Origin of the sequence: Paraburkholderia fungorum, from assembly GCF_046027215.1 — a bacterium.
Lineage (GTDB): Bacteria > Pseudomonadota > Gammaproteobacteria > Burkholderiales > Burkholderiaceae > Paraburkholderia > Paraburkholderia fungorum_D.
Genome location: NZ_JAQQEN010000001.1, coordinates 855,580 through 875,651 on the forward strand (window position 1 = coordinate 855,580; position 20,072 = coordinate 875,651).

Here is a 20,072-nt window from a genome sequence, read left to right on the forward strand (position 1 = left end):
AGAAAAGGCCTGCATTGCAGGCCTTTTCTGTCTGTAGCGATGACTTTAAAGCTTAAGCGTATGCCGTCTTGCGAGTCGACACGAATGCCAGATAACACAGCGCGCCGATCGCCAATGCGGGCAGCGTCGCGCCGAGATTCGGCAGCCACTGGTTGATCACCTGGTAGGCCGCGATCCCAATCGCCCACGCGACGAACGCGCTCAAATGCCAGCCGCCCGAGAAGCCATAGCGGCCGCGTACATCGGCGAGCACAGCGGCCTCGATACGGCGCTTGCGCACGATGAAGTGATCCACCAGCACGACACCGAACAGCGGCGCGAACACCGAGCCGATCAGCAGCAGGAAGTTCTGATACTTCGCCATCGGCACGAGCAAGGCGATCGCCGTGCACAACGCGCCGAATGCCGCGGACAGCAACGGCACGCTGCCGCGCGTCCAGAACGTGCCGGTGGAGACCGCCGCGGAGTGGATGTCGGCGAAGGCGTTATCGACTTCGTCGATCAGGATCAGCAGCAGCGCGAGGCCGCCGCCGGCTTGTGCCAATGCGCCGGTGAGCAGCGCGTCGCCGCCGCCCGCCGCGAGGCCGTAGATCGCGCCAAGCGCGTAAAACCAGATATTCGCGATGCCGTAGCCGAGCAGCGTGCCGCGGAAGGTTTCGCCGGGGCGCCGGCCGAAGCGCGTGTAGTCGGCGATTAGCGGCAGCCACGACAGCGGCATGGCGACCACCAGATCGATTGCGCCGCCGAACGACATCTCGCCCGTGCCCGGGCGGCGCATCAGCGCGGCCAGGTCGTGCTTTGCGAGCAGGTTCCATGTGAGCCAGGCGGCGCCCGCCAGCAGCAGCCAGATGCCCCACGTGCGCAGGAAGCGCCGCACGAACGACAACGGCCCGCTGATCGCCAGTAACGTTGCGAGCAGGCCAAACACCACGGTCCAGATCAGCGGCATCGAGAGGCCGAACGACTGCCTGGCGAGCGCGTCGGCGGAATCGCGCATCACGATTACTTCGAACGAGCCCCAGCCGACCAGTTGCACCGCGTTCAGCACCGCCGGCACCGACGCGCCGCGCACGCCGAGCGTGGGCCGCAGCGACGACATCGCCGCAAGCCCCGTATCCGTGCCGATCACACCGGCCAGCGCCAGCAACACCACGCCGATCACGCTGCCGATCACGATCGCCAGCAACGCATGCGGCAGCGAGAGGCCGGGCACCAGCAGCGCGCCTGCCTGCGCGACCAGCAGGCCGATGCCGAGCGAAAACCACAGCGCGAAGGCGTCACCGGTGCGGAACGCGCGGCGTGCGTCGGGCACCGGCGTGAGCGGTGCGTAGGTGGAACCGGCGTCGCCGGCAAGTGGATCTTGTGCCATCTAATCGTGTCCCTGTTGATGTTGCTTCCGATGTTGCGTGATTTTTAGCTATTTTTGCCGCGCAAACGCGGCTGGGCGATTCCGTGCGGACATCGCTTGGGCGCCGTCACTGTCATAATGCAGGACCTTGCCCCGCACGCCAGTATGTCCGCGTGCCGGCGCGGCTCACCGGCAGCACGCCGCCTTCACACGGACCGCGTCCGGAAAAGCCGAGATTATCCCTAAAACGTCATGTTTGAAGAAACCCGTGCCAATGTTCCGCTCGCTGAACGCCTGCGGCCCCGCAATATCGACGAAGTAATCGGCCAGAAGCATCTGCTTGGCCCGAACAAGCCGCTGCGGGTCGCTTTCGAATCCGGCGAGGCCCACTCGATGATCCTCTGGGGCCCGCCCGGCGTCGGCAAAACCACGCTCGCGCGGCTGATGGCCGACGCGTTTCATGCCGAGTTCATCGCGTTGTCGGCGGTGCTCTCGGGCGTGAAGGATATCCGCGAAGCGGTCGAGACCGCGCAGATCCATCGCGCGAACGGGCATCAGACGCTGGTGTTCGTCGACGAAGTGCATCGCTTCAACAAGAGCCAGCAGGACGCGTTCTTGCCGCACGTCGAGTCGGGGCTGTTCGTGTTCGTCGGCGCGACGACTGAGAACCCCTCGTTCGAAGTGAACAGCGCGTTGCTCTCGCGAGCCGCAGTGTACGTGCTCAAAAGCCTGACCGACGAAGAACAGACCGAGCTGCTCGACCGCGCGCAACAGGAACTCGGCGGCCTCACGTTCACCGACGAAGCCCGCGACGCCCTGATCGGTTCCGCCGACGGCGACGGCCGCAAGCTGCTGAACAACCTCGAAATTGTCGCCCGCGCCGCGGCCCAGCAGAAGAAAACCGAAATCGACGGCGCCTTGCTCGGCAGCGCGCTCGCCGAGAATCTGCGCCGCTTCGACAAAGGCGGCGACGCTTTCTACGACCAGATCAGCGCGCTGCATAAATCGGTGCGCGGCAGCAGTCCGGACGGCGCGCTCTACTGGTTCTGCCGCATGCTCGACGGCGGCGCGGACCCGCGCTATCTCGCGCGGCGCATCGTGCGGATGGCGTGGGAAGACATCGGTCTCGCCGACCCGCGCGCCGCGCGCATTGCGTTGGATGCGTCGGAAACCTACGAGCGCCTCGGCACGCCGGAAGGCGAACTGGCGCTCGCGCAGGCGATCATCTATCTGGCAGTCGCGCCGAAGTCGAATGCCGGATACAACGCGTACAACGAGGCGCGGCGCTTCGTCAGCAAGGACCAGTCGCGCGGTGTGCCGGTGCATCTGCGCAACGCGCCGACCAAGCTGATGAAGGAACTTGGCTACGGTCACGAATACCGCTACGCACACGACGAACCCGACGCCTACGCAGCCGGCGAAACCTATCTGCCGGACAACATGCGCGATCCGCATTGGTACGAGCCGACGCCGCGTGGCCTGGAAGGCAAGATCGGCGACAAGATGGCGCGTCTGGCCGAACTGGATGCGCAGTGGCGCAGCGAAAACAAGCCTAAAAAGAGTTGAGCCTGGCTTGGGCGCGGCGGATGCCGGTGTCGGCATTGCGCACGCGTTGACCATCTAAGGCGCCGGGCGCCCGCGCCGGTGCGCTAAAATCCCACCTTCATACAACGAACATTCGCCCCATCCCATGCTCGACATCCAGCTGCTGCGCAAAGACCTCGACGGCGTCGCCAAACGCCTCGCCGACCGCGGCTACACCCTCGACGTGGCGGCGTTCACCGCGCTCGAAGCGGAACGCCGCGACACCCAGACCCGTACCGAAGAGATGCAGGCGCGCCGCAACAGCCTGTCGAAGCAGATCGGCGCGATGAAAGGGCGGGGCGAGGACACATCGGCGGTGATGGCCGAAGTGGGGGGGCTCGGCGACGAGATGAAGGCGTCGGCGAACCGGCTCGACGATATCCAGAATCGCTTGTCCGACCTGCTGCTTGGTGTGCCGAACCTGCCGCACGAAAGCGTGCCGGCCGGCCGCGACGAAACCGACAACGTCGAAGTGCGTCGCTGGGGCGCGCCGCGCCAGTTCGATTTCGAGGTGAAGGATCACGTGGATGTCGGCACGCCGCTCGGCCTCGATTTCGAGACCGGCGCGAAGCTCTCCGGCGCGCGTTTCACGTTGCTGCGCGGCCAGATTGCGCGGCTGCATCGCGCGCTGGCGCAGTTCATGATCGACACGCACACGCAGCATCACGGCTACACCGAGGTGTACACGCCGTATATCGTGAATCCGGAGATTCTGTACGGCACCGGCCAACTGCCGAAATTCGCCGACGACATGTTCCGCGTCGAGAAGGGCGGTGACGAGAACACGGTCACGCAGTATCTGATTTCGACGTCGGAAATTTCGCTGACCAACACGGTGCGCGACAGCATCGTCGAAGCGGACGCGTTGCCGATCAGACTGACCGCGCATTCGCCGTGCTTCCGCTCGGAAGCAGGTTCGTATGGCCGCGATACGCGCGGCCTGATCCGCCAGCATCAGTTCGACAAGGTCGAGATGGTGCAGATCGTCGCGCCGGAAACGTCGTATGACGCGCTGGAGCAGATGGTCGGTCATGCAGAGACGATCCTGCAGAAGCTGGAACTGCCGTATCGCGTGATCACGCTGTGCACGGGCGACATGGGTTTCTCGGCAACCAAGACCTATGACCTCGAAGTGTGGCTGCCCGCGCAGAACACGTACCGCGAGATTTCGAGTTGCTCGAATACCGAGTCGTTCCAGGCTCGCCGGATGCAGGCGCGTTATCGCAATGCGCAAGGCAAGCCGGAGCTGGTGCACACGCTGAATGGTTCGGGTCTGGCGGTGGGCCGCACGCTGGTAGCGGTGCTGGAAAACTTCCAGAATGCCGATGGCTCGGTGACGGTGCCGGCGGCATTGCGCCCGTACCTCGGCGGCGTGGAACGGCTGGACGTGCCGGCGGCTTGATGCCGTCGCCGGTTGCGGTTTTTCCTCGAACAATTTTTGTCGAGGGGCTTGGAAATCGGATTTAGCTGTTCTATAATCTTTTTCTCCCAAGCAACGACCCGCTTGGATCTGATTCACCAGTAACCAGGCAGTGCAGTTGCTGTGAGTTGGAAGACCCGGAAAGGTGGCAGAGTGGTCGAATGCGCTGGACTCGAAATCCAGTGTACCTTTAGGGGTACCGTGAGTTCGAATCTCACCCTTTCCGCCAAGACATCAAGACTACAGGCCCTCCGGGGCCTGTTTTCGTTTCTACCCCCACTCCTACCCATACCTGTGGTTCCGAAGTTCGGACGGCTGATTCGGTTCGACGGTCGGCGACAGACCGGTCCTAAAAAGGTTTGAAGATGGATAAATGATTGCCGGCTGAGTTCAGCCGGGAGAAGAACTCGACTGCATATCTGTCTGTCATGCCTGCCATAAAGTCACACACTAAGCGTTTTCGTTCAGGATCCGAACTGAGAACGAAATAACGGTCCCGCCAGTCGTCGGGAAGCAACATGTGGCCCCCGGCACCTGTCAGCGCCTGAAATATCGAAGTAATGATGTCACGTCCTCGAAATTCAACGAGTCGAAGTCTTGGCGACATGGTCAGCGCTTCGAATGTCAGGTGCTTTAGCGTTTCTAGCTTGAAGCGCGTGTTCCTTTCTACCTTTATCGCCGTCATTGCGGGGCACATATGCAATTTGTCGACATAGACTCCCCCAATGAATTGTTTTATTAACTCAGACGAAAACGCAGTGCGCAGATATCCGTCATAAGCCATCTGCTTCGATGTCGAGTATATCCGGACTATTTTCTCGATCACCTGCATGGGGTTCGAAGTGTCAATGCCTTCTTTGATGATTTTATCGATGAATCCGCCGAACGATTCGACGATGATTTCCCGCACCTCATGCGCACTCACATCGGGTTCGTCGAGAACATTACCTACCTTGCGCGCCACCTTTTGCAGCAGGTCATCGTTTGTTGAGTGACTTAGGATTTCCAGCGGGTTGAAGAACCCGGCCTTGAATGCGTCCTCCAGATCAAAGGTTGAGTACGCGATGTCGTCGGCAATATCCATAATGTCGCATTCGATAGACCGGAATGTGTGGTTTGCCGTGCACTCTGGGAATACCGCGGACTTTATTCGTTTAACCAAATCCGCTTCGGTTGCGTAGTAGCCCTTTGCGATCTTCTCTGGCTCCTTACGCATTGATCTCAGGCCAGGTATCTCTCGGTCGTACTTCAGTACCGCCGCTAGCGTCCTGTAGGTGAGATTTAATCCACAGCGATCTGCAGCTGCAGCGCTTGCTTCACGTTTTTCGAGCCTCGCTAATATCCGTAGTGTCTGGGCGTTGCCTTCAAACCCACCGTCGTCTTGCATGCACCTGTCCAAGGCCTCCTCCCCGTTGTGCCCGAACGGCGGGTGCCCCAAATCATGAGCTAACGCGGCGAGCTCAACGAGGTCTGTGTTGATCGGCTGTTCTTTGAAAAAGCCCGTCGCGTTAATGCGTAGCGCGATACCTTTGGCAACCTGCGCAACCTCTATCGAATGCGTAATTCGATTTCGGAAGAAGTCCGATTCGACACCGGGGAAGAGTTGCGTTTTTCCCTGCAATCGTCGAAACGCCGGGGCGTGAATGAGCCGGGCATAGTCCCGACGAAATTCAGCGTTGTGTCCCTTTAGCCCGTCGAAAACGTCCTTGCGGCGAAGTTCATGTTCTCGTCGCGTGTCCGAATCTCGGTAGAGAGAGTCAACCTTTGATTTCTTTTTCTTAACGGAGGTTGCCATTTCGGCCGCCCGAAAAAAAAAGCTAGGGTCAACCCCTAGCTTGTTTGTGCGCCATTAACTTAGCGTCCCTTCTGTCCCTTCTTTCCGGACGACGAAGCTGCGGAGTTGCCGGTCTTCGCCTGTTCCCTGGACGAGTCTCTCGTAGTGGAGGACCTATTCGGATGAGTCTGAAGAAATGCCGCCTTGGTCTCACGCGCCACTTGTTTCGCGGCTGTGTCGAAAGCGTCAGAGTCTGCAAATTTGATAGGCATAATGGGCTCCAATCCGTGCGGTTGTTGCGGCAACTGCGTCGAATTGTCAAGCATCCAATCCAGAAAAACAAGCATAACCGAGGTCACTCGCTGTTGCTTTTTTGTCGCAGTGCCGGGACGACGTATACAGGTTAGGCTGCAGGGGGAACACTAAGTTCACCGTGCGCTCGGACACATTTCGGCACTGAATGCGCCCGTGCCATACGTCACAACTTCACGAGCAAACGGCAGTACCCGAAAACCACGTACATAGCGCCGTCATCGCGCCGACGGCTGTCAAAAAGCCGGTGATCAGTATGGCGCCCACCAGATCGGACCATGAAGGCCGGATTGCCTTCGGCAGCAATGTGCGCAAGCTCATCGCTCCCGAGGCTGCGATGACGAAAGCGAGCGTAGTACCCGGCACCAGTCAACCTCTCAAGATCCCGCGCGGCGGCGCGAGCGTGACTTCATCAATGTTTTTTCGCTGCGGACTTTGGAGAGGAGCGGGGCGCTTAAACACACGTGGGTCCGACCAGCCCCCCATCCCCCCAGAGTTTGGGCGGCGCGCCATGTCGCCGGTCAATACCGCCCGTGTATCTCGGTGTTGTAGAACGTGCCGGGGGACGATGCCGACATGAGATCGTCGTACACGTCTTCGGGCACTCCGGGATAGGCGCAGATCGTACCGTCACGCATGACGATGGTCAGTGTTCCGCTCGACCATGCGGCCGTGGCAATCGCCCGGGACCCAAGAGGCCGGGGCGCCGCCTTGGCAAGGCTTGCAAGCCCCTCCAAGCCTTCGACGCTTTCGGCGCCCTCAAGCGCCGCCCCCAGCGCCTCCGCAATTAGTGGCAGGACCATGTGTGCACCTTCGCTCTGTCAACAGCCCATGCGCGACTGCCATCAGCTTTCCACGCCTGCGAGCTTTTCAGCTTCGTACCCTGTCCTTCGCTCATGATTTCGTTGCCATGTCAGTTCTCCTGGGAAAACTGGGCGCCCGAAGGCAACCAGAGGCCCCGCCCATATTTCGAGTTCATGTATTCGAGGAACGCTTCCGGATCGCTGATCGCTGGGGAATATGCCGTGCCGGCGGCTATCGGCTGGGCGCCGCCGAGGCCAGAGATACCGGCAGTGCCCATCTGGGGTGTGGCGTACACACCTGCCTGAGGGGTCGCATATGCGCCCGCCTGAGGGGTCGCGTACGCGCCCGCGTGCGCGATCGGAAAGGCGTTCGTGTAGGGCGAGGCCATTTAGATTTGCCCGTCATCAATAGTCAGGCGCGCGGCTGCATCGCCCTCTTTCAACGCCTGGCGGTCAACGAACTCGTCGATCGCGCGACGAATCAGTTCCGCGACGCTCAAACCTGAGCCGTTGGACAGCAGTCTCAAACGCGTAACCTGTTGCGCGGCCAGATGGATTGCCGTTCGACGCATTGCACGCACCTTTAGGTATGTCTGTAAGTACTATCATAAGTACTACTTAAAAAATGAGCAAGCCATTGATTTTATTGCGTTTTATTCGGAAATTGCTATGGCGTGTTTTTTCGGCTTGCGGATTGGAGAGGCGGTGGGCGCACTTCGACACCTAGGAGTCGGGGGCCGGGGTACCCCCAGAGTTAGGCGCAAGCATAGGGCGGCGCACGGAGCGCGCAGCCGGGCGCCGGCTCGCGCATGCGCCGCGCAGGTGTGTGCGAGCTACCGGCCTGCGTAGTGCAGAGGAGTTCTAAACTCATCTCGCAACGTCTCATTGTGTTTCAGTCCATCTCAGTCTATAGTGACTACACATTAGACGTTCGTTCTGAAATGTAGTCAAACGGGGAGGCGATCATGGCTAACGGCAAATTCGTCGCGTACTACCGGGTTTCGACCGCACGCCAAGGTGCATCCGGCCTCGGGCTCGACGCGCAACGTGAAGCCGCCATGCGCTTCCTGAATGGCGGCGCGTGGGATCTGGTTGGCGAGTTCACGGAAACGGAAACGGGGAAGGGAGCCGACGCACTGGCAAAGCGGCCGCAGTTGCGCGCAGCGCTCGAACTGTGCCGCAAGCGCGGTGCCCGTCTCCTTATCGCTAAGCTCGATCGACTGGCGCGCAACGTCCACTTCGTCAGCGGCCTGATGGAATCGAAGGTCAAGTTTGTCGCCGTCGATATGCCGGAGGCTAACGAGTTGACGATTCATATCATGGCGGCGTTTGCCGAGCACGAGGCAAAGCGGATCAGCGAGCGCACGAAAGACGCGCTGCGCGCCGCCAAGGCCCGTGGCGTTGTTCTCGGCGCTACCGGCCCCGCCAACCTTAAGCCAAACATCGAAGCCCGCCAGCGAGGCGCGGATGACTTCGCCGCCTCCCTTTCGAACGTGTTCGCGGGGTTCAGGTCAGCCGGCCTGTCGCAGCGCGCGATGGTCGATGAACTGAACATACTTGGCATCAAGACGGCACGCGGCGGCGCGTGGTCGCTGATCCAGTTGCAACGGGTCATGGCGCGTCAGTAAGGCCTGCTGCACCCGCAAGGGTGCGTAGTAGAATACGCGGCCACTCGGGGCGTGAAGCAGCTATACAGCAGAGAAAACAATGATGAAAACAGCGCTACTTTTAACGATGCTCCTAGCCGGTTGCGCAAGTGTTGCGGACATTGATACCAGCAAGATTGATACGACCTGCGCGCAATCGTGCACGGCAAACTACTCCGAATGCTTGGGTAAATTCACTCTCTTTCCGATTCAGGCCCAGCATCAGTGCACCGACGCCATGCATCTTTGTGCTAATGCGTGTCCTGCCAGAGCAAGCGCCGCCGTATCCTCGACGGCCAGCACTTCCCAAAGGCTGGTGGATCTGGGCGACCTTTATAAGCGCGGACTGATCAGCAAGGACGAATACGACGCGAAGCGGGTCGAGATTCTGAAAGGCATGTAAGCGGGATGCCGGCACGGGTGCGGTTTCGGGTCCTCCTTGAATTGGAGAAAATTTCCAGTTCGACAGGGGCGGCGCCCTGGTCGCCGTGAATGTTTTCGAGACTCGCACCACACCTCTCTACGCCACACAAACACAATCCCCGATTCGCAAACCGCGCTTACGCAAGTCTTTGCGCGCGCGATTTTATCCTAGCATTCCGTTTTTGAATCAAGTCGTTGATTTCATTCCTTCAGCGCATGTCGGTGGTTCGAGCAGGGGGCGTCCTGCACGGGCGCTCCGAGGTTGTTCCCCGAAAAAGTGAATTGCTCTTCACCCCGGGGAACAACATCTCCTATGCTGGGCAAGGGTTTCCGGCAGTTGTTCCCGTGTTTCGGGCACCCCCCACCCCCACGCCTTGAAAAGCTGAAAAATAGGGATAGGGAGGGGGTCTTAAGGAACAAGGGAACAACTCTCTCTCTTTAAACTAAAACCCTTAGCCTATAAGGCTCTCAGCGTTTTTGAGTTGTTCCATGAGTTGTTCCCGACCGTGCGGGAACACTGGGAACAAGACGCCAAATCAGCCATGCGAAAAAAAAAAGAGAAAGCCCCTTGCGGGGCTCTCATGAACGCTCCCTCCCACCGGAAAAAATCTAGTCCGTGAGACGGTAGAACATTGACGCTTCCCTTGTAGCGCCAGTATTCGATGTGACGATCTCTATCGCACCCTCGCTTGCTAGGTGCGTAATGGCTTGGCGAACTTGCATAGAATCAAGCCGGGACTTTTTGAGCAACGCCCCGTGCTGGACAAGACCCTCTTTATGCGCCACCTCATTCCATTTATGGAAGCGCAAACCAGTAAATGGCTTCTTGCCCCCCACGGCGTCGCGCATAATGGCCTCGAGTACGCGGGCGTTGGCGACGACAGGGCTATCGGTCATCGTCTCAACGAACGCCAGCAGGCATTCGTGGCTGTACCGCACGAAGCGCACGCCCCATTCGATATGCTCCTGCCCAACCTTATCAGCCCCGTCCCATACGGCGAGTACTAGGGCTATGCGCTTGACCTGCTCAAGCGCGCGCATGCACAGAGCGCGCTTGGCCCCGTCCGAGTTTTTGGCGATCCCGTCAAAAGCTAAGCGCGCGACGTTTTCCGCCTCTTTCGCCTCGCGACTTGCCTGTAGGGTAGCGACGCCCTGGTCTCTTTCAGTCATCTGTTCGCCGAAGTCATATACCGCCCGTGCGCGCTCGCCCACTGCCTCTTTGACCTCTTCATACGGTGAGCCCCCGGCGGTCTCCACCGCGTCCACAAAATCCTCGCCGCTAACGACTAGACAGCGCCCCAGCGTTCCGTCCTCGATCAGCCCGGGCGAAATGCCTTTCATCTTGGCGTGTGTCGTAACCCCAAAGAGCGTTACGTAGGGATTGAACATCAACACGGGTTGCTTGTTTTCGTCCGCAAGTACGCGCGTGGTCATCGTGCCGCCCGATGCGCTAAACATTTCGAGCAATATCTTCCCCGCAGCAGCCTGATAATCCGTTGCCTTGCTGCTGCTAAACGCACCAATCATGTGAGCTACCTCATCCACAACGAATGAGGCGCGGCGCTCTTTGCTGCGGCGGACAGCGTCTTCTACGCCCTGCCCTGAGCCGACATTGCTCAGCGAGCGGCCCCCCGCCGCTTCTACTACCATCTTGACCAGATCCAAGGGGCCGCTCTTTCCTGCGCCGGTCCCCGCGAGCCCGACCACGTACAGATTGCCTCGCGTGCCGCCGAAAGCATAGCGCCCATGCAGGCATGCCGACATAGCGGCGAGAGCCGCGCCAATCGTCATCAGGGGTTGCGGGCGATGCTGATGCCGTAGAGCGATATCGACCAGTGCAGCCATCGCACCGGGAAAGGCCGGAGGGCAGATGTTCGCGGGCGTGTATTCGCGTGCTTCCGGAGCGTCGAGCAAGGCTTTCACTCTCTCAGTTTCCGCTTCGGTGGCCGGAACGCTCCTCGGAGTGTTTGACTTGGGGTTATGCCACCCCAGTTCCTGCGCCTTCGCGAGTACGGACCGATACCCCGAGCGCGTGCCTTTTACGTCGTACTGCCACTTCCGGTCAAACTCATCGAGGTCGCCGTCCCAGTCGTAAAGTCGCTCGGAAAACGCCAGTGCCAGCCCACGTCCGACTTCCCCCATGCTCTTCAGGTTTTCGAGTCGTGGTTCCCAGTCGAGGTAGTTTTTAGCTTCCCGGTTGTAGTTCGCCGCGAGCGCATCGAGCGCGCCGCCGAGATGTTCAACGAGTTCGTCGCGCTTCTCGTCGTCTTCGAGCAGGTCGTCCATCAGCGCCTGATCAAGATCGTCGCGCGTGAAGTCGGCGCCTTTGCGTTCTCGCGCCCGCGCGGCGATGCCCGGCACTGCCAGGCACTCAGCCAGCAATTCGCATGGGTCTACCAGTGGCCCGGGCTGAGCGTCTGAGTAGAATGGGCCTTCCCGCTGCACCGGCAGATACATGAGACGGAAGGGCTCCAGGCTGCCCATATCGATTTCCGGCAGGGCGAAGCGTTCCTTGAGCGCCCACACGCAACGGGGATACTCTTCGGGAGTTACGTCACGCAAGAGGGGCACCACGAGGCGGATACGCGGGTTCTCGTCGGTGTGCGAGCGGGTCGTGTGGTAGGCATACGCGAAGGGCACCACCCCGCCGGTGAGCGAAGCCTCCTCCAACCGCCGGAAAATCTCAGCGGCTTGGTGGTCAACATCGAGCGTCAACGCCGAGCGACTTTCAATATGCTGCGCGTCGCGTTTGTTGTCGCTGAAAACGCCCGGCACGATGAACGCGTCCGATCCCTTGAGCTTTTGCTGTTTTGCCCGCGACAGTTCCAGGTAATCCGCGTGTTTGACCCGCGCGTCCAGTGGGGTTGTGACGCGCTTGAACAGCGAAGCAACGTCCATACGCTCGATTTTAGTGATCCTTCCACGGTTGCCTTGCCCGGTACTCACGGCGAACGTCCGCTCGTGGTCGCCAGCGGACAGATCGTCCGTGAAGCTGGTGTACTCGTCGGAGCCGGTCACGCCCGGGAACAGAAGGCCTGTCAGAAGGCTCACTTTCCGCGACGCGGCCGGCACAAAGTGCATGGCGAACGTGCTGGGGTGAAGAAGGTCCGCCAGCACAACCACCTTCGGCCGGAATGCTTTGATTTTGTTGATAAATTTGGTCATAATCGAACTGCCTATTGGAGATTAAGGACGCCTGTACACGGCGGCTTCTCCTCGTTGTTTTAGCGCCCGGTTCACACCCGGGCGTTTTTGTTTTTATACGTTGCTAGCCAGTGCTGGAATTTGGTTTTCACGTGGCGCTCTCCGTCTTCCTGCCCACGATCTGTCCGGTTCGTATAACCGGCTCACCGCGTCGCGCGGCCTTGAGCTTCACGCCTACCTCTTCGATCAACCACCGCTTCAATTCCGTCGCGGCGCCGTCCCGGTTCCCCCCGAACGCGTGCACGACACTCACCGCCGCGCGGATGTCGTCGTCAGACACGCCGGGGTGCACGGGTTGGTGTGTGGCCTGCGAGGCGATGTACTCGTCAAGGTCGGAGCGCCGGTAGCGAACCGCGCCGCCGACTTTGAAGAACGGAGGCCCTTTTTTCTGATAACGCCACGACTGAACTGTGCTGACCGAGACGCGCAACGCGCCGGCCAGCTCAGTTTCATCTAAAAGTTCGGGGGACATAACTCGCTCCTGTGTGGGATTAACGGCAAGTTTACGGGGACTATTTTTTATCTCTAAAGAATGTTTAGTTATCCTTCAGCAATTGCTATTAGAAATACCGCAAGCGTAGGCCGGTATGGGACTGCGCCCAGTACCGCAGGGGGACAGGCATCGTCTAGGAAGCGCCGCACGAGAGCGCCACCGGCACTATGCCTTCCAGCCGCTTTGCGATCTGCCCGGCGCTCAGTTCCATCGCGCAGTTAAGCGATGCGCGGAGTGCGTCGAACTGGCGGCGGTTTTCTCGGATTACTGCCTCGCACACGTCGAGCGCTCTGCGATAGCTCTCACCTGTGAGAAGCCCAAGGGCGAGGTCTATCGACTTGCAGATGCGCCGAGCATGGAGCCGCTGATCGAGATATGAAGTCGGGTGCGACAACCCTGCGGCGATCTCGCCTGCGAAGCCCGCGAGTGCGCTTGCCGCAAGGTGCAAGGCAAGTTCGGGCTGCTCGGCGACCACCGTCATCCTGCCGACTACTGGACCGCCTGCGCGCTCGATATGGTCCGACCAGCGCGAAAGGCCGTCGGGACCTAGGCCTCGCGTCAACCAGAGCTTCGTGACACTCTCGCCGAGAGCAACCGATACAACCGCATGCCCGGCTGCGCCTGCCGTTGCCTGCAATCGTGTTGCAGGGTCCGGACCACGTTTCCCAATCGCCCGCACGGTGGCGGCGATGACTTCGTCGTGGTTGTCCGGATCTATATGCTCAAGAATGTCGTTCATTGCGCGTTTCCCCTATTCAGGAGGATCTGCGCATATCGGCGCCGATCGATTGACGGGCGCACCGCCGCCGCGTAGACCGTCACCAGATCCGAGAGGCCGGGGGCGCCGATCGCGACATAACCATCGATACCCGTGGCGCGACACAGAAGCTCCGTACGGGCGACGATTGCGCCATCAGGCGCAGCCGATACAGCGAGCCAGTGGGCCGGCTCGCCGGAGCCTGATAGCAGCAGGAATTGCGGCGGCAAAAGCATCCGGAAGTCAGTACGCGCGAACGATATCTTCTCGGCTTCGAGAAGCCTGCACCATTCATCGGTTATGGCGTCGTGGGGGAGGAGGGCGGGGCGCGGAGGCATGTCACGCTCCTTGAAGTTCGGCGATGCGCGCAAGATACGCGGCCGGCGACTCCACGATCACCACGCGCCCGTGAAGCTTTACCATGCGAGGTTTCTGTTCGGCCTGAAGCAGATAGAACTTGGCTACTGAGAAGCCGACCGAGGCGCAGAAGTCCTTGATGTTCCATCCCGCTTTCTCGACTGTTGCGGCGTGCTTGGTGGATGCTGTGACTTGCATTTGCTGCTCCTTAAAATAATCCGGTTATGGCCGGGTTGTTTAAAGGATGGATGAGCAAGGATAGAAAGTCGCGCGGCTAACGGTACTCGGAAACGTACCATTAGCCGTGGAGGCTTGCCCGTCTAGGGTTACGCGGTGATTGCGCGGGAATTTGCGCGATGAAAGGAAAGGCGCCCGTGCAAATGCACTGCCCGATCACCCCACAGACCTAGCCAATTGCATAAGCGCCTTGAACTCGTGCATGTGAGTGTCGGGGGGAGGGTGCGATATCCCGGCAGCGTTCAATGCAACGTGCACAAACTTGATTTCGGCTTCGGCCCATTCGTCAGGCTCGCCCCCAAAATGCGCCGCGAAGACCGCCAGCAATGCCTGTATCGTTTGCAGTTTCGCGTTTTCTGTCGCCGGGCGGCCCTCTCGTATTTGCGCCTCGTATCGGTCGAGCGCGATTTGCAGCACACGACAAATGCGCTCAATTTCAGTATCGGAGATGGGTACGCCGCCGGGGGCATCCCCCAGTTCCATGCGAAGCGATTCCGGAACGTCTTGAAATGCCTCTAGTAGCTCAGTCGCTTTTCTATGTAACGGGGAAAGGGTAGCGGCTTTGCTTGCCGCGCTCGCCATGCCGGCCGCGCCTCTGTCGTGCGTCGTGGCAGCACGGTATATCGATAGAGCCGTGCCTACCTCGTTCGTTATTTGGTCGTGCGCCGCCTTCTTGCGCGGGTGGAGGCATCTTAAAATTGCTTCTTTCTCGTGAGGCGGTAGATTGACGGCCTGGAATACAGGCGCCTCGACGGCCTTTTTCGAAAACCCTTTCGCTCGCGGCATCGCGTTACCCCTTTGCCTGAAGCGGAAGCACCGCGCCGCCAGTGCAGGCCATTTGTGCGCAGTGCTTCGCCCAGTCATTCATGAGTCGGCGTCGCTTTTCAAACAAGTCGCCACGGCGGTAAGCGGCCTCCACCTTGTCGCCGACCATGTGCGCGAGCGCCGCCTCTGCGACTTCCCCAGGGTATGCCGTGCACTCCGCCGCCCAGTCGCGGAACGTCGAGCGGAATCCGTGCGCCGTCAGGTCCGAGCGCTTCATGCGCTTGAGCAGCGCCAGCATCGCCATGTTGGAAAGGGGTCTTCCTTGCCGACCGCCGGGGAATACGAAATCGCTCGTGCGAATCGCCTGCATTGCCGAGAGAATCTTTACGGCGGCCGCTGGGAGCGGCACGCGGTGTTCGCGTTTGGCCTTCATCCGCTCCGCAGGCACGTTCCAGACGTTTTGCGCGAGGTCGAATTCGCCCCACGTCGCACCGATCACCTCTCCGGTGCGGGCCGCCGTCAGGATGAGGAATTCGAGCGCGCGCGCCCCTACGCCGGTTTCCGTTCGCAACAGGTGCATGAACGGTCCCGTCTCGTCGTACGGTAGCGCGGCGTGGTGCTCCACTGCCTGAACCTTCGAGCGTGCCGGCAGCAGCGTATCAAGGTGGCCCTTCCAGCGCGCCGGGTTCTCGCCTGCACGCAGGCCGCGAACCTTCGCCCAGTCGAGGATGGACTCAATGCGTCCGCGCAGGCGACTCGCCGTTTCAGTCTTCGTCGTCCAGATTGGCTCCAGAACCCCTATTACGAGTGTGGTGTCAACGCTATGCACCGGCAGGGCGCCCAGTACGGGGTCCGCGTAGGTGGCGAGGGTGTTCTCCCACTGGTTGGCGTGCTTCGCGTTCTTCCAGCTAGCCCGATGCGCATTGATATAGGCAGTCGCGCATGCGGAGAACGTCATCGCCCTGGCGGCTTCGAGCCGTCCCAGATCTTTTACCGCCTTGCGCGCCTCGATCGGGTCCACTCCCTCAAGCACGCGCCGCCGGCATTCGGCGGCAACTCCACGCGCGCCGGCTAGTGTCACGGTGTTGAGCGAGCCAAGGCCCATTTCACGGCTGCGGCCGTTCATCTTGAACCGGAAGATCCATGACTTTGTGCCGGCGGCAGACACCTGGAGGTAAAGACCGCCTCCGTCGCCGTGGTAGCCGGGCTCCTTGAGCTTGGCCACGCGCAGCGCGGACAGGCGGTGAATCGCTTGCGTATTGACTGGTGCCATTTTCTACCCCCACTCCTACCCCCACAGAATGACTAGATTCTACTGTAGGAATTAAGAGCTGGATAGAAGACCGTAGACGAGTATCCCTATGTATCGTGGCGTGTGGGCGGTAAATATGGAGAATCTTGAAATGAGATAGAAACCGATTGGGCGGTCACCCTTTCCGCCAAATTTAAAAGCCCCGCAAAACGAAAGTTTTGCGGGGCTTTTGCTATTGGGTTTTCGTCGGCGGGTTTTCGTTGGCAGCGCTTTCGTTTGCGGTCTCGATCGCCAGGTTCGCGCATGGCCGCACTCACGGATTGGGATCGCCGAGACTGGCTGCGCGCAATCGGTCGAAATCCAGAATAGCGATTTCCCCGGATTTCAGACTCAATATCCGTTGACTTTCGAGGTTCCTGAGCAACAGATTCGTGGTCTGTCGCGACAACGACACCATTGACGCCAGGCTGTCCTGCGAGACCCTTATCCTGCTCTGCGAGGCGTTGAGACCGCCATAGCCTCCGGCGATCATCAGCAGACGGTTTGCCACGCGCTGTGACGCGGGCAACAGGGTCATCGCTTCGGCGTTCTCGAACGAAACCCGAAGTCTTTGCGCCATCAACAACGCAAAATCGCGCCAATAACGGGGCGTAGAATCGAGCAAGCCCTGCAGCGCGGACTCGGGCACATGCAGCAACAGCGTCCTGCTGACGGCGGTGGCGTCGTTCGGACGGGGCAGCCCGTCGAACATCGAGATTTCCCCCACCCATGCAGTCGGTCCGAGCACCGCGAGCAACGCCTCTTTCCCATCCACCCCGACTGTGCCGATCGCGAGCGCACCGCCGAGCACGGCGTACAGGCCATAAGACTGTTCGCCACGCCGATACAGGATTTCACCCTTCGCCAGCGTGAGCAGGGTGGCATGGCTCACGAGGTAGTCCCGCAACTCGACGGGCAAGCCGCGGAACCATGGGGTCGTTTCGAGTTGTGACCGGTAGCGGTGCAGGCTGGATTCCATTGGCGCATCGAGCTGTCGGGTATCTGACAGATTTTAGGCGGCTTCGCGAACATCATGTGGACTCGCATCAGACGACGCAATGACTTTGGACCTTACTGCACCAGCCGTACCTGCTGCGTTGTACGGACCGAATGAGCGATTTCGCAGGACGTCGTCTCAGGTTGTTCCAATGCTTGAATCATCCAATAAGGAGTGTCGACGTGAGCGCATCTGTTGTCAGTCTGAAGAACGACGTTTCACCTGCCGAATGGGAAGCGCGAGTCAACCTCGCAGCCGCGTACCGTCTCACGGCGCTGTTCGGGTGGGACGATCTGGTGTTTACCCACATCTCGGCACGCGTGCCCGGCCCCGAACACCATTTCCTGATCAACCCCTATGGCTTGATGTTCGACGAAATCACCGCGTCGTCGCTGGTCAAGATCGATCTCGACGGCCGCAAGGTTGTCGAATCGCCGTATGACGTCAATCCGGCCGGCTTCACGATCCATAGCGCCGTGCATGCGGCACGCGAAGACGCCATGTGTGTGATGCATACGCATTCGGTCAACGGTGTCGCCGTGTCGGCGCAGGAGGCGGGCCTGCTGCCGCTCTCCCAGCAGTCACTCGGTGTGCTGGCATCGCTCGGCTATCACGACTACGAGGGCATCGCGCTCAATGAAGCCGAGAAACCTCGTCTCGTTCAGGACCTCGGCAGCAACACGTATCTGATGCTGCGCAACCACGGCCTGCTGACGGTCGGCGCTACCCCGGCGGACGCCTTCGTCGCCATGTACTTCTTTGAAGTGGCCTGCATGATTCAGGTGCGTGCTCAGGCAGGTGGCGGAACGCTGACGCCGATCGGGCAGCCGATTCTCGACGGCATCAAGGAGCAGATCCGGGTAGCGACGAGGGGCGTCATGCCAGGCGCGCTGGTGTGGCCCGGACTGCTGCGTCGGCTCGAGCGCCGTAATCCCGGCTTTGCGGACTAGTGCGGTTCGTCCGCACTACGCACAGTACGCACTACGCACAACACGCGACGCCGTCTGCTAAGCGAACGGCGTGAGCGTCATGGGCCGCGTTTGCCGATTCAACGCAACGCGGCAGTAATGGTTAGGTCACTTGAGAACCTGTATGGCAAAAATCTTTATCTACGGCGCCGGCTCGATTGGTTGCTATGTCGGCGGACGGCTTCTTGCCGGCGGGAGCGACGTCAGTTTCATTGGACGTGCGCGGGTGGCCGACCAGTTGCGCAGTCAAGGCATCACGCTGTCGCGGCACGACGATAGCCGCTGGCACGTGCCGCAAGACCGGATCGACGTATCGACGGACGCGGCCAGCGCGGTCGAAGCCGATCTCGTGCTTGTCACCGTCAAGTCTGCTGCGACACCCACGGCCGCGGCGGAACTGGCTAACGTGCTTCGCCCGGGCACGATCGTCGTGAGCTTCCAGAACGGCATCGGCAACGCGGACGTGCTGCGCGCCGCGCTGCCGCAGCACACGGTGCTGGAGGGGATGGTGCCATTCAATGTTGTGGAACGCGGCGCGGGCGCATTTCATCAAGGTTCCGGCGGCGAACTGGAGATCAGGCATGCGCCTGCCATGCAGCCGTTCGTCGACGCGTTCAGGAAAGCGGGTCTGCCGCTCGTCCAGCACGCCGATATGTTGCCGGTGCAGTGGGCGAAGCTGTTGCTCAATCTCAACAATGCCATCAACGCGCTAGCGAACCGCCCGTTGAAGGAAGAACTCTCGCAACGCGCCTACCGGCTCTGCCTCGCGATGGCGCAGAAAGAAGCGCTCGCGCTTCTGAAGCAGGCCGGCATCCGGCCGGTCAAAGTGACACCGCTTCCCACCACCTGGATACCGCGCGTTCTCAGCGTGCCCGATGCGGTATTCGAACGGCTGGGACGCGCGATGCTGACGATCGATCCACTCGCGCGCTCGTCGATGTCCGACGACTTGGCGGCCGGACGCGCCACGGAAATCGACTGGATCAATGGCGAGGTCGTGCGCCTCGCGCAACGTCTTGGGCAAACGGCGCCGGTGAACCAACGGCTATGCGAACTCGTGCGCGAAGCCGAGCGGGCCGACGTGCGTCCGTCATGGTCAGGCGCAGCACTGCTGGCTGAGTTGCGGGCCGCAGCGCACGCCACTGTGCCAGTGCACAGCACAATCTGAACGTCCGTCGACTGGCGGAATGTGGCCCCGGACCGACCTGCGAACGAGCCGAAAGCAGCGGTCCGTCCTTGGCGCCACGTCACCGCTCTCCTCAGCCGCAATCCGCCGGCTAATGGCGTCGTGCACGAGGCCGCAGACCTCGGCGGCCACAAGAATCCATCCCTGACGCGCGACCGACCAAACCGCTTTCGAGACTGACAAACGATGGCCGCGGTTGGCAACGGTCGGCCGCGCGGTCGCGCAACTCGGGCGCCAATACCACTTCCACACCGGTGCTGACTGCTGGCGGGCTTTCATCCCGGCACAGCTTGCTCCAATGAAACCGCCAGGCCCGGCATGACGCCGTGTCGGCGTGCCGCTATCGGCACCGGCTTGCCCGGCTCGACACTCTCCCTCTCTCCCACACCAGCTTCCCTTCCGCTGATCATCGCCGACGCCGCTCACCCGAGCTCGTTCGGCAATCTCCACTGACGCAAAAATCTCCAAATGGAGAAAAAAATCGGTTGTTTGCTCCAAATTAAGTAT

At 60.6% G+C, this 20,072-nt stretch carries 19 protein-coding genes and 1 tRNA gene; 7 read left to right on the forward strand and 13 right to left on the reverse strand.

Going from position 1 to position 20,072, the window contains the following annotated elements; translation table 11 throughout:
- Positions 1–52: 52 nt before the first annotated feature.
- Complete coding sequence (gene cytX / locus PQR27_RS03820) at positions 53–1,369, reverse strand: putative hydroxymethylpyrimidine transporter CytX (protein WP_408522383.1); 1,317 nt, start codon at positions 1,367–1,369, stop codon at positions 53–55.
- Between the two features lie 231 nt (positions 1,370–1,600).
- Here cytX and PQR27_RS03825 point away from each other — a divergent pair, with 231 nt between their 5' ends.
- The 3 genes from PQR27_RS03825 to PQR27_RS03835 all read left to right on the forward strand — a co-directional run bounded on the left by PQR27_RS03825 (position 1,601) and on the right by PQR27_RS03835 (position 4,581).
- Positions 1,601–2,914, forward strand: coding sequence for a replication-associated recombination protein A (locus PQR27_RS03825; protein ID WP_408522384.1), 1,314 nt, complete (start codon positions 1,601–1,603; stop codon positions 2,912–2,914).
- Positions 2,915–3,038: 124 nt separating this feature from the next.
- On the forward strand, positions 3,039–4,334 hold the full coding sequence (gene serS / locus PQR27_RS03830) for a serine--tRNA ligase (protein ID WP_408522385.1): 1,296 nt from the start codon (positions 3,039–3,041) through the stop codon (positions 4,332–4,334).
- Between the two features lie 157 nt (positions 4,335–4,491).
- Positions 4,492–4,581, forward strand: a tRNA-Ser gene (locus PQR27_RS03835).
- A 120-nt stretch (positions 4,582–4,701) separates the two neighbouring features.
- On the opposite strand, the gene dgt is transcribed toward PQR27_RS03835, so the two are convergent.
- The 4 genes from dgt to PQR27_RS03855 all read right to left on the reverse strand — a co-directional run bounded on the left by dgt (position 4,702) and on the right by PQR27_RS03855 (position 7,813).
- Positions 4,702–6,147 (reverse strand): dGTP triphosphohydrolase, encoded by a 1,446-nt coding sequence (gene dgt, locus PQR27_RS03840; protein WP_408522386.1) that lies wholly within the window; start codon positions 6,145–6,147, stop codon positions 4,702–4,704.
- Between the two features lie 812 nt (positions 6,148–6,959).
- Entirely contained in the window at positions 6,960–7,241 is a 282-nt protein-coding gene (locus PQR27_RS03845; protein WP_408522387.1) for a KTSC domain-containing protein, read from the reverse strand.
- 110 nt (positions 7,242–7,351) lie between these two features.
- Complete coding sequence (locus PQR27_RS03850; RefSeq protein ID WP_408522388.1) at positions 7,352–7,630, reverse strand: hypothetical protein; 279 nt, start codon at positions 7,628–7,630, stop codon at positions 7,352–7,354.
- Positions 7,631–7,813 carry a ribbon-helix-helix protein, CopG family gene (locus PQR27_RS03855; RefSeq protein ID WP_408522389.1) on the reverse strand — a complete coding sequence of 61 codons (183 nt, stop codon included), beginning with the start codon at positions 7,811–7,813 and terminating at the stop codon, positions 7,631–7,633. It lies immediately after the preceding gene.
- A 393-nt stretch (positions 7,814–8,206) separates the two neighbouring features.
- On the opposite strand from PQR27_RS03855, the gene PQR27_RS03860 reads away from it, so the two are divergent.
- Both PQR27_RS03860 and PQR27_RS03865 read left to right on the forward strand, forming a co-directional pair.
- Positions 8,207–8,869 carry a recombinase family protein gene (locus PQR27_RS03860; protein WP_408522390.1) on the forward strand — a complete coding sequence of 221 codons (663 nt, stop codon included), beginning with the start codon at positions 8,207–8,209 and terminating at the stop codon, positions 8,867–8,869.
- A gap of 79 nt (positions 8,870–8,948) precedes the next feature.
- Entirely contained in the window at positions 8,949–9,290 is a 342-nt protein-coding gene (locus PQR27_RS03865) for an SHOCT domain-containing protein (RefSeq protein WP_408522391.1), read from the forward strand.
- 629 nt (positions 9,291–9,919) lie between these two features.
- On the opposite strand, the gene PQR27_RS03870 is transcribed toward PQR27_RS03865, so the two are convergent.
- From PQR27_RS03870 to PQR27_RS03905, 8 genes are all read right to left on the reverse strand, one after another.
- A complete protein-coding gene (locus PQR27_RS03870) occupies positions 9,920–12,475 on the reverse strand; it encodes a DUF3987 domain-containing protein (protein ID WP_408522392.1) in 2,556 nt (851 codons plus the stop codon).
- 127 nt (positions 12,476–12,602) lie between these two features.
- On the reverse strand, positions 12,603–12,986 hold the full coding sequence (locus tag PQR27_RS03875; protein ID WP_408522393.1) for a helix-turn-helix domain-containing protein: 384 nt from the start codon (positions 12,984–12,986) through the stop codon (positions 12,603–12,605).
- Between the two features lie 154 nt (positions 12,987–13,140).
- Positions 13,141–13,746: a hypothetical protein gene (locus PQR27_RS03880; protein WP_408522394.1), complete on the reverse strand. Its 606-nt coding sequence runs from the start codon at positions 13,744–13,746 to the stop codon at positions 13,141–13,143.
- Positions 13,743–14,102 (reverse strand): hypothetical protein, encoded by a 360-nt coding sequence (locus PQR27_RS03885; protein ID WP_408522395.1) that lies wholly within the window; start codon positions 14,100–14,102, stop codon positions 13,743–13,745. Before PQR27_RS03885 ends, PQR27_RS03880 begins: the two co-directional genes overlap by 4 nt.
- 1 nt (position 14,103) lies before the next feature.
- The gene (locus PQR27_RS03890; RefSeq protein WP_408522396.1) at positions 14,104–14,319 is read right to left on the reverse strand and encodes a hypothetical protein; all 216 of its coding nucleotides are present in this window, start codon (positions 14,317–14,319) and stop codon (positions 14,104–14,106) included.
- 195 nt (positions 14,320–14,514) lie between these two features.
- Positions 14,515–14,841 (reverse strand): hypothetical protein, encoded by a 327-nt coding sequence (locus PQR27_RS03895; RefSeq protein ID WP_408522397.1) that lies wholly within the window; start codon positions 14,839–14,841, stop codon positions 14,515–14,517.
- A 307-nt stretch (positions 14,842–15,148) separates the two neighbouring features.
- Entirely contained in the window at positions 15,149–16,396 is a 1,248-nt protein-coding gene (locus PQR27_RS03900; RefSeq protein ID WP_408522398.1) for a tyrosine-type recombinase/integrase, read from the reverse strand.
- 292 nt (positions 16,397–16,688) lie between these two features.
- Positions 16,689–17,393, reverse strand: coding sequence for a Crp/Fnr family transcriptional regulator (locus PQR27_RS03905; protein ID WP_408522400.1), 705 nt, complete (start codon positions 17,391–17,393; stop codon positions 16,689–16,691).
- Positions 17,394–17,593: 200 nt separating this feature from the next.
- Between PQR27_RS03905 and PQR27_RS03910 the strand changes: the two genes are divergently transcribed.
- Both PQR27_RS03910 and PQR27_RS03915 read left to right on the forward strand, forming a co-directional pair.
- A complete protein-coding gene (locus tag PQR27_RS03910) occupies positions 17,594–18,361 on the forward strand; it encodes a class II aldolase/adducin family protein (protein WP_408522401.1) in 768 nt (255 codons plus the stop codon).
- A 142-nt stretch (positions 18,362–18,503) separates the two neighbouring features.
- Positions 18,504–19,547 (forward strand): 2-dehydropantoate 2-reductase, encoded by a 1,044-nt coding sequence (locus PQR27_RS03915; protein WP_408522403.1) that lies wholly within the window; start codon positions 18,504–18,506, stop codon positions 19,545–19,547.
- Positions 19,548–20,072 lie beyond the last annotated feature (525 nt).

Coding starts and splice junctions, on each gene's coding strand:
- PQR27_RS03890 (WP_408522396.1), bottom strand. CDS start 14,319: ATGCAAGTCACAGCATCCACCAAGCACGCCGCAACAGTCGAGAAAGCG.
- PQR27_RS03885 (WP_408522395.1), bottom strand. CDS start 14,102: ATGCCTCCGCGCCCCGCCCTCCTCCCCCACGACGCCATAACCGATGAA.
- PQR27_RS03865 (WP_408522391.1), top strand. CDS start 8,949: ATGATGAAAACAGCGCTACTTTTAACGATGCTCCTAGCCGGTTGCGCA.
- PQR27_RS03860 (WP_408522390.1), top strand. CDS start 8,207: ATGGCTAACGGCAAATTCGTCGCGTACTACCGGGTTTCGACCGCACGC.
- PQR27_RS03845 (WP_408522387.1), bottom strand. CDS start 7,241: ATGGTCCTGCCACTAATTGCGGAGGCGCTGGGGGCGGCGCTTGAGGGC.
- serS (WP_408522385.1), top strand. CDS start 3,039: ATGCTCGACATCCAGCTGCTGCGCAAAGACCTCGACGGCGTCGCCAAA.
- dgt (WP_408522386.1), bottom strand. CDS start 6,147: ATGGCAACCTCCGTTAAGAAAAAGAAATCAAAGGTTGACTCTCTCTAC.
- PQR27_RS03855 (WP_408522389.1), bottom strand. CDS start 7,813: ATGCGTCGAACGGCAATCCATCTGGCCGCGCAACAGGTTACGCGTTTG.
- PQR27_RS03905 (WP_408522400.1), bottom strand. CDS start 17,393: ATGGAATCCAGCCTGCACCGCTACCGGTCACAACTCGAAACGACCCCA.
- PQR27_RS03875 (WP_408522393.1), bottom strand. CDS start 12,986: ATGTCCCCCGAACTTTTAGATGAAACTGAGCTGGCCGGCGCGTTGCGC.
- PQR27_RS03900 (WP_408522398.1), bottom strand. CDS start 16,396: ATGGCACCAGTCAATACGCAAGCGATTCACCGCCTGTCCGCGCTGCGC.
- cytX (WP_408522383.1), bottom strand. CDS start 1,369: ATGGCACAAGATCCACTTGCCGGCGACGCCGGTTCCACCTACGCACCG.
- PQR27_RS03825 (WP_408522384.1), top strand. CDS start 1,601: ATGTTTGAAGAAACCCGTGCCAATGTTCCGCTCGCTGAACGCCTGCGG.
- PQR27_RS03915 (WP_408522403.1), top strand. CDS start 18,504: ATGGCAAAAATCTTTATCTACGGCGCCGGCTCGATTGGTTGCTATGTC.
- PQR27_RS03880 (WP_408522394.1), bottom strand. CDS start 13,746: ATGAACGACATTCTTGAGCATATAGATCCGGACAACCACGACGAAGTC.
- PQR27_RS03850 (WP_408522388.1), bottom strand. CDS start 7,630: ATGGCCTCGCCCTACACGAACGCCTTTCCGATCGCGCACGCGGGCGCG.
- PQR27_RS03895 (WP_408522397.1), bottom strand. CDS start 14,841: ATGGAACTGGGGGATGCCCCCGGCGGCGTACCCATCTCCGATACTGAA.
- PQR27_RS03870 (WP_408522392.1), bottom strand. CDS start 12,475: ATGACCAAATTTATCAACAAAATCAAAGCATTCCGGCCGAAGGTGGTT.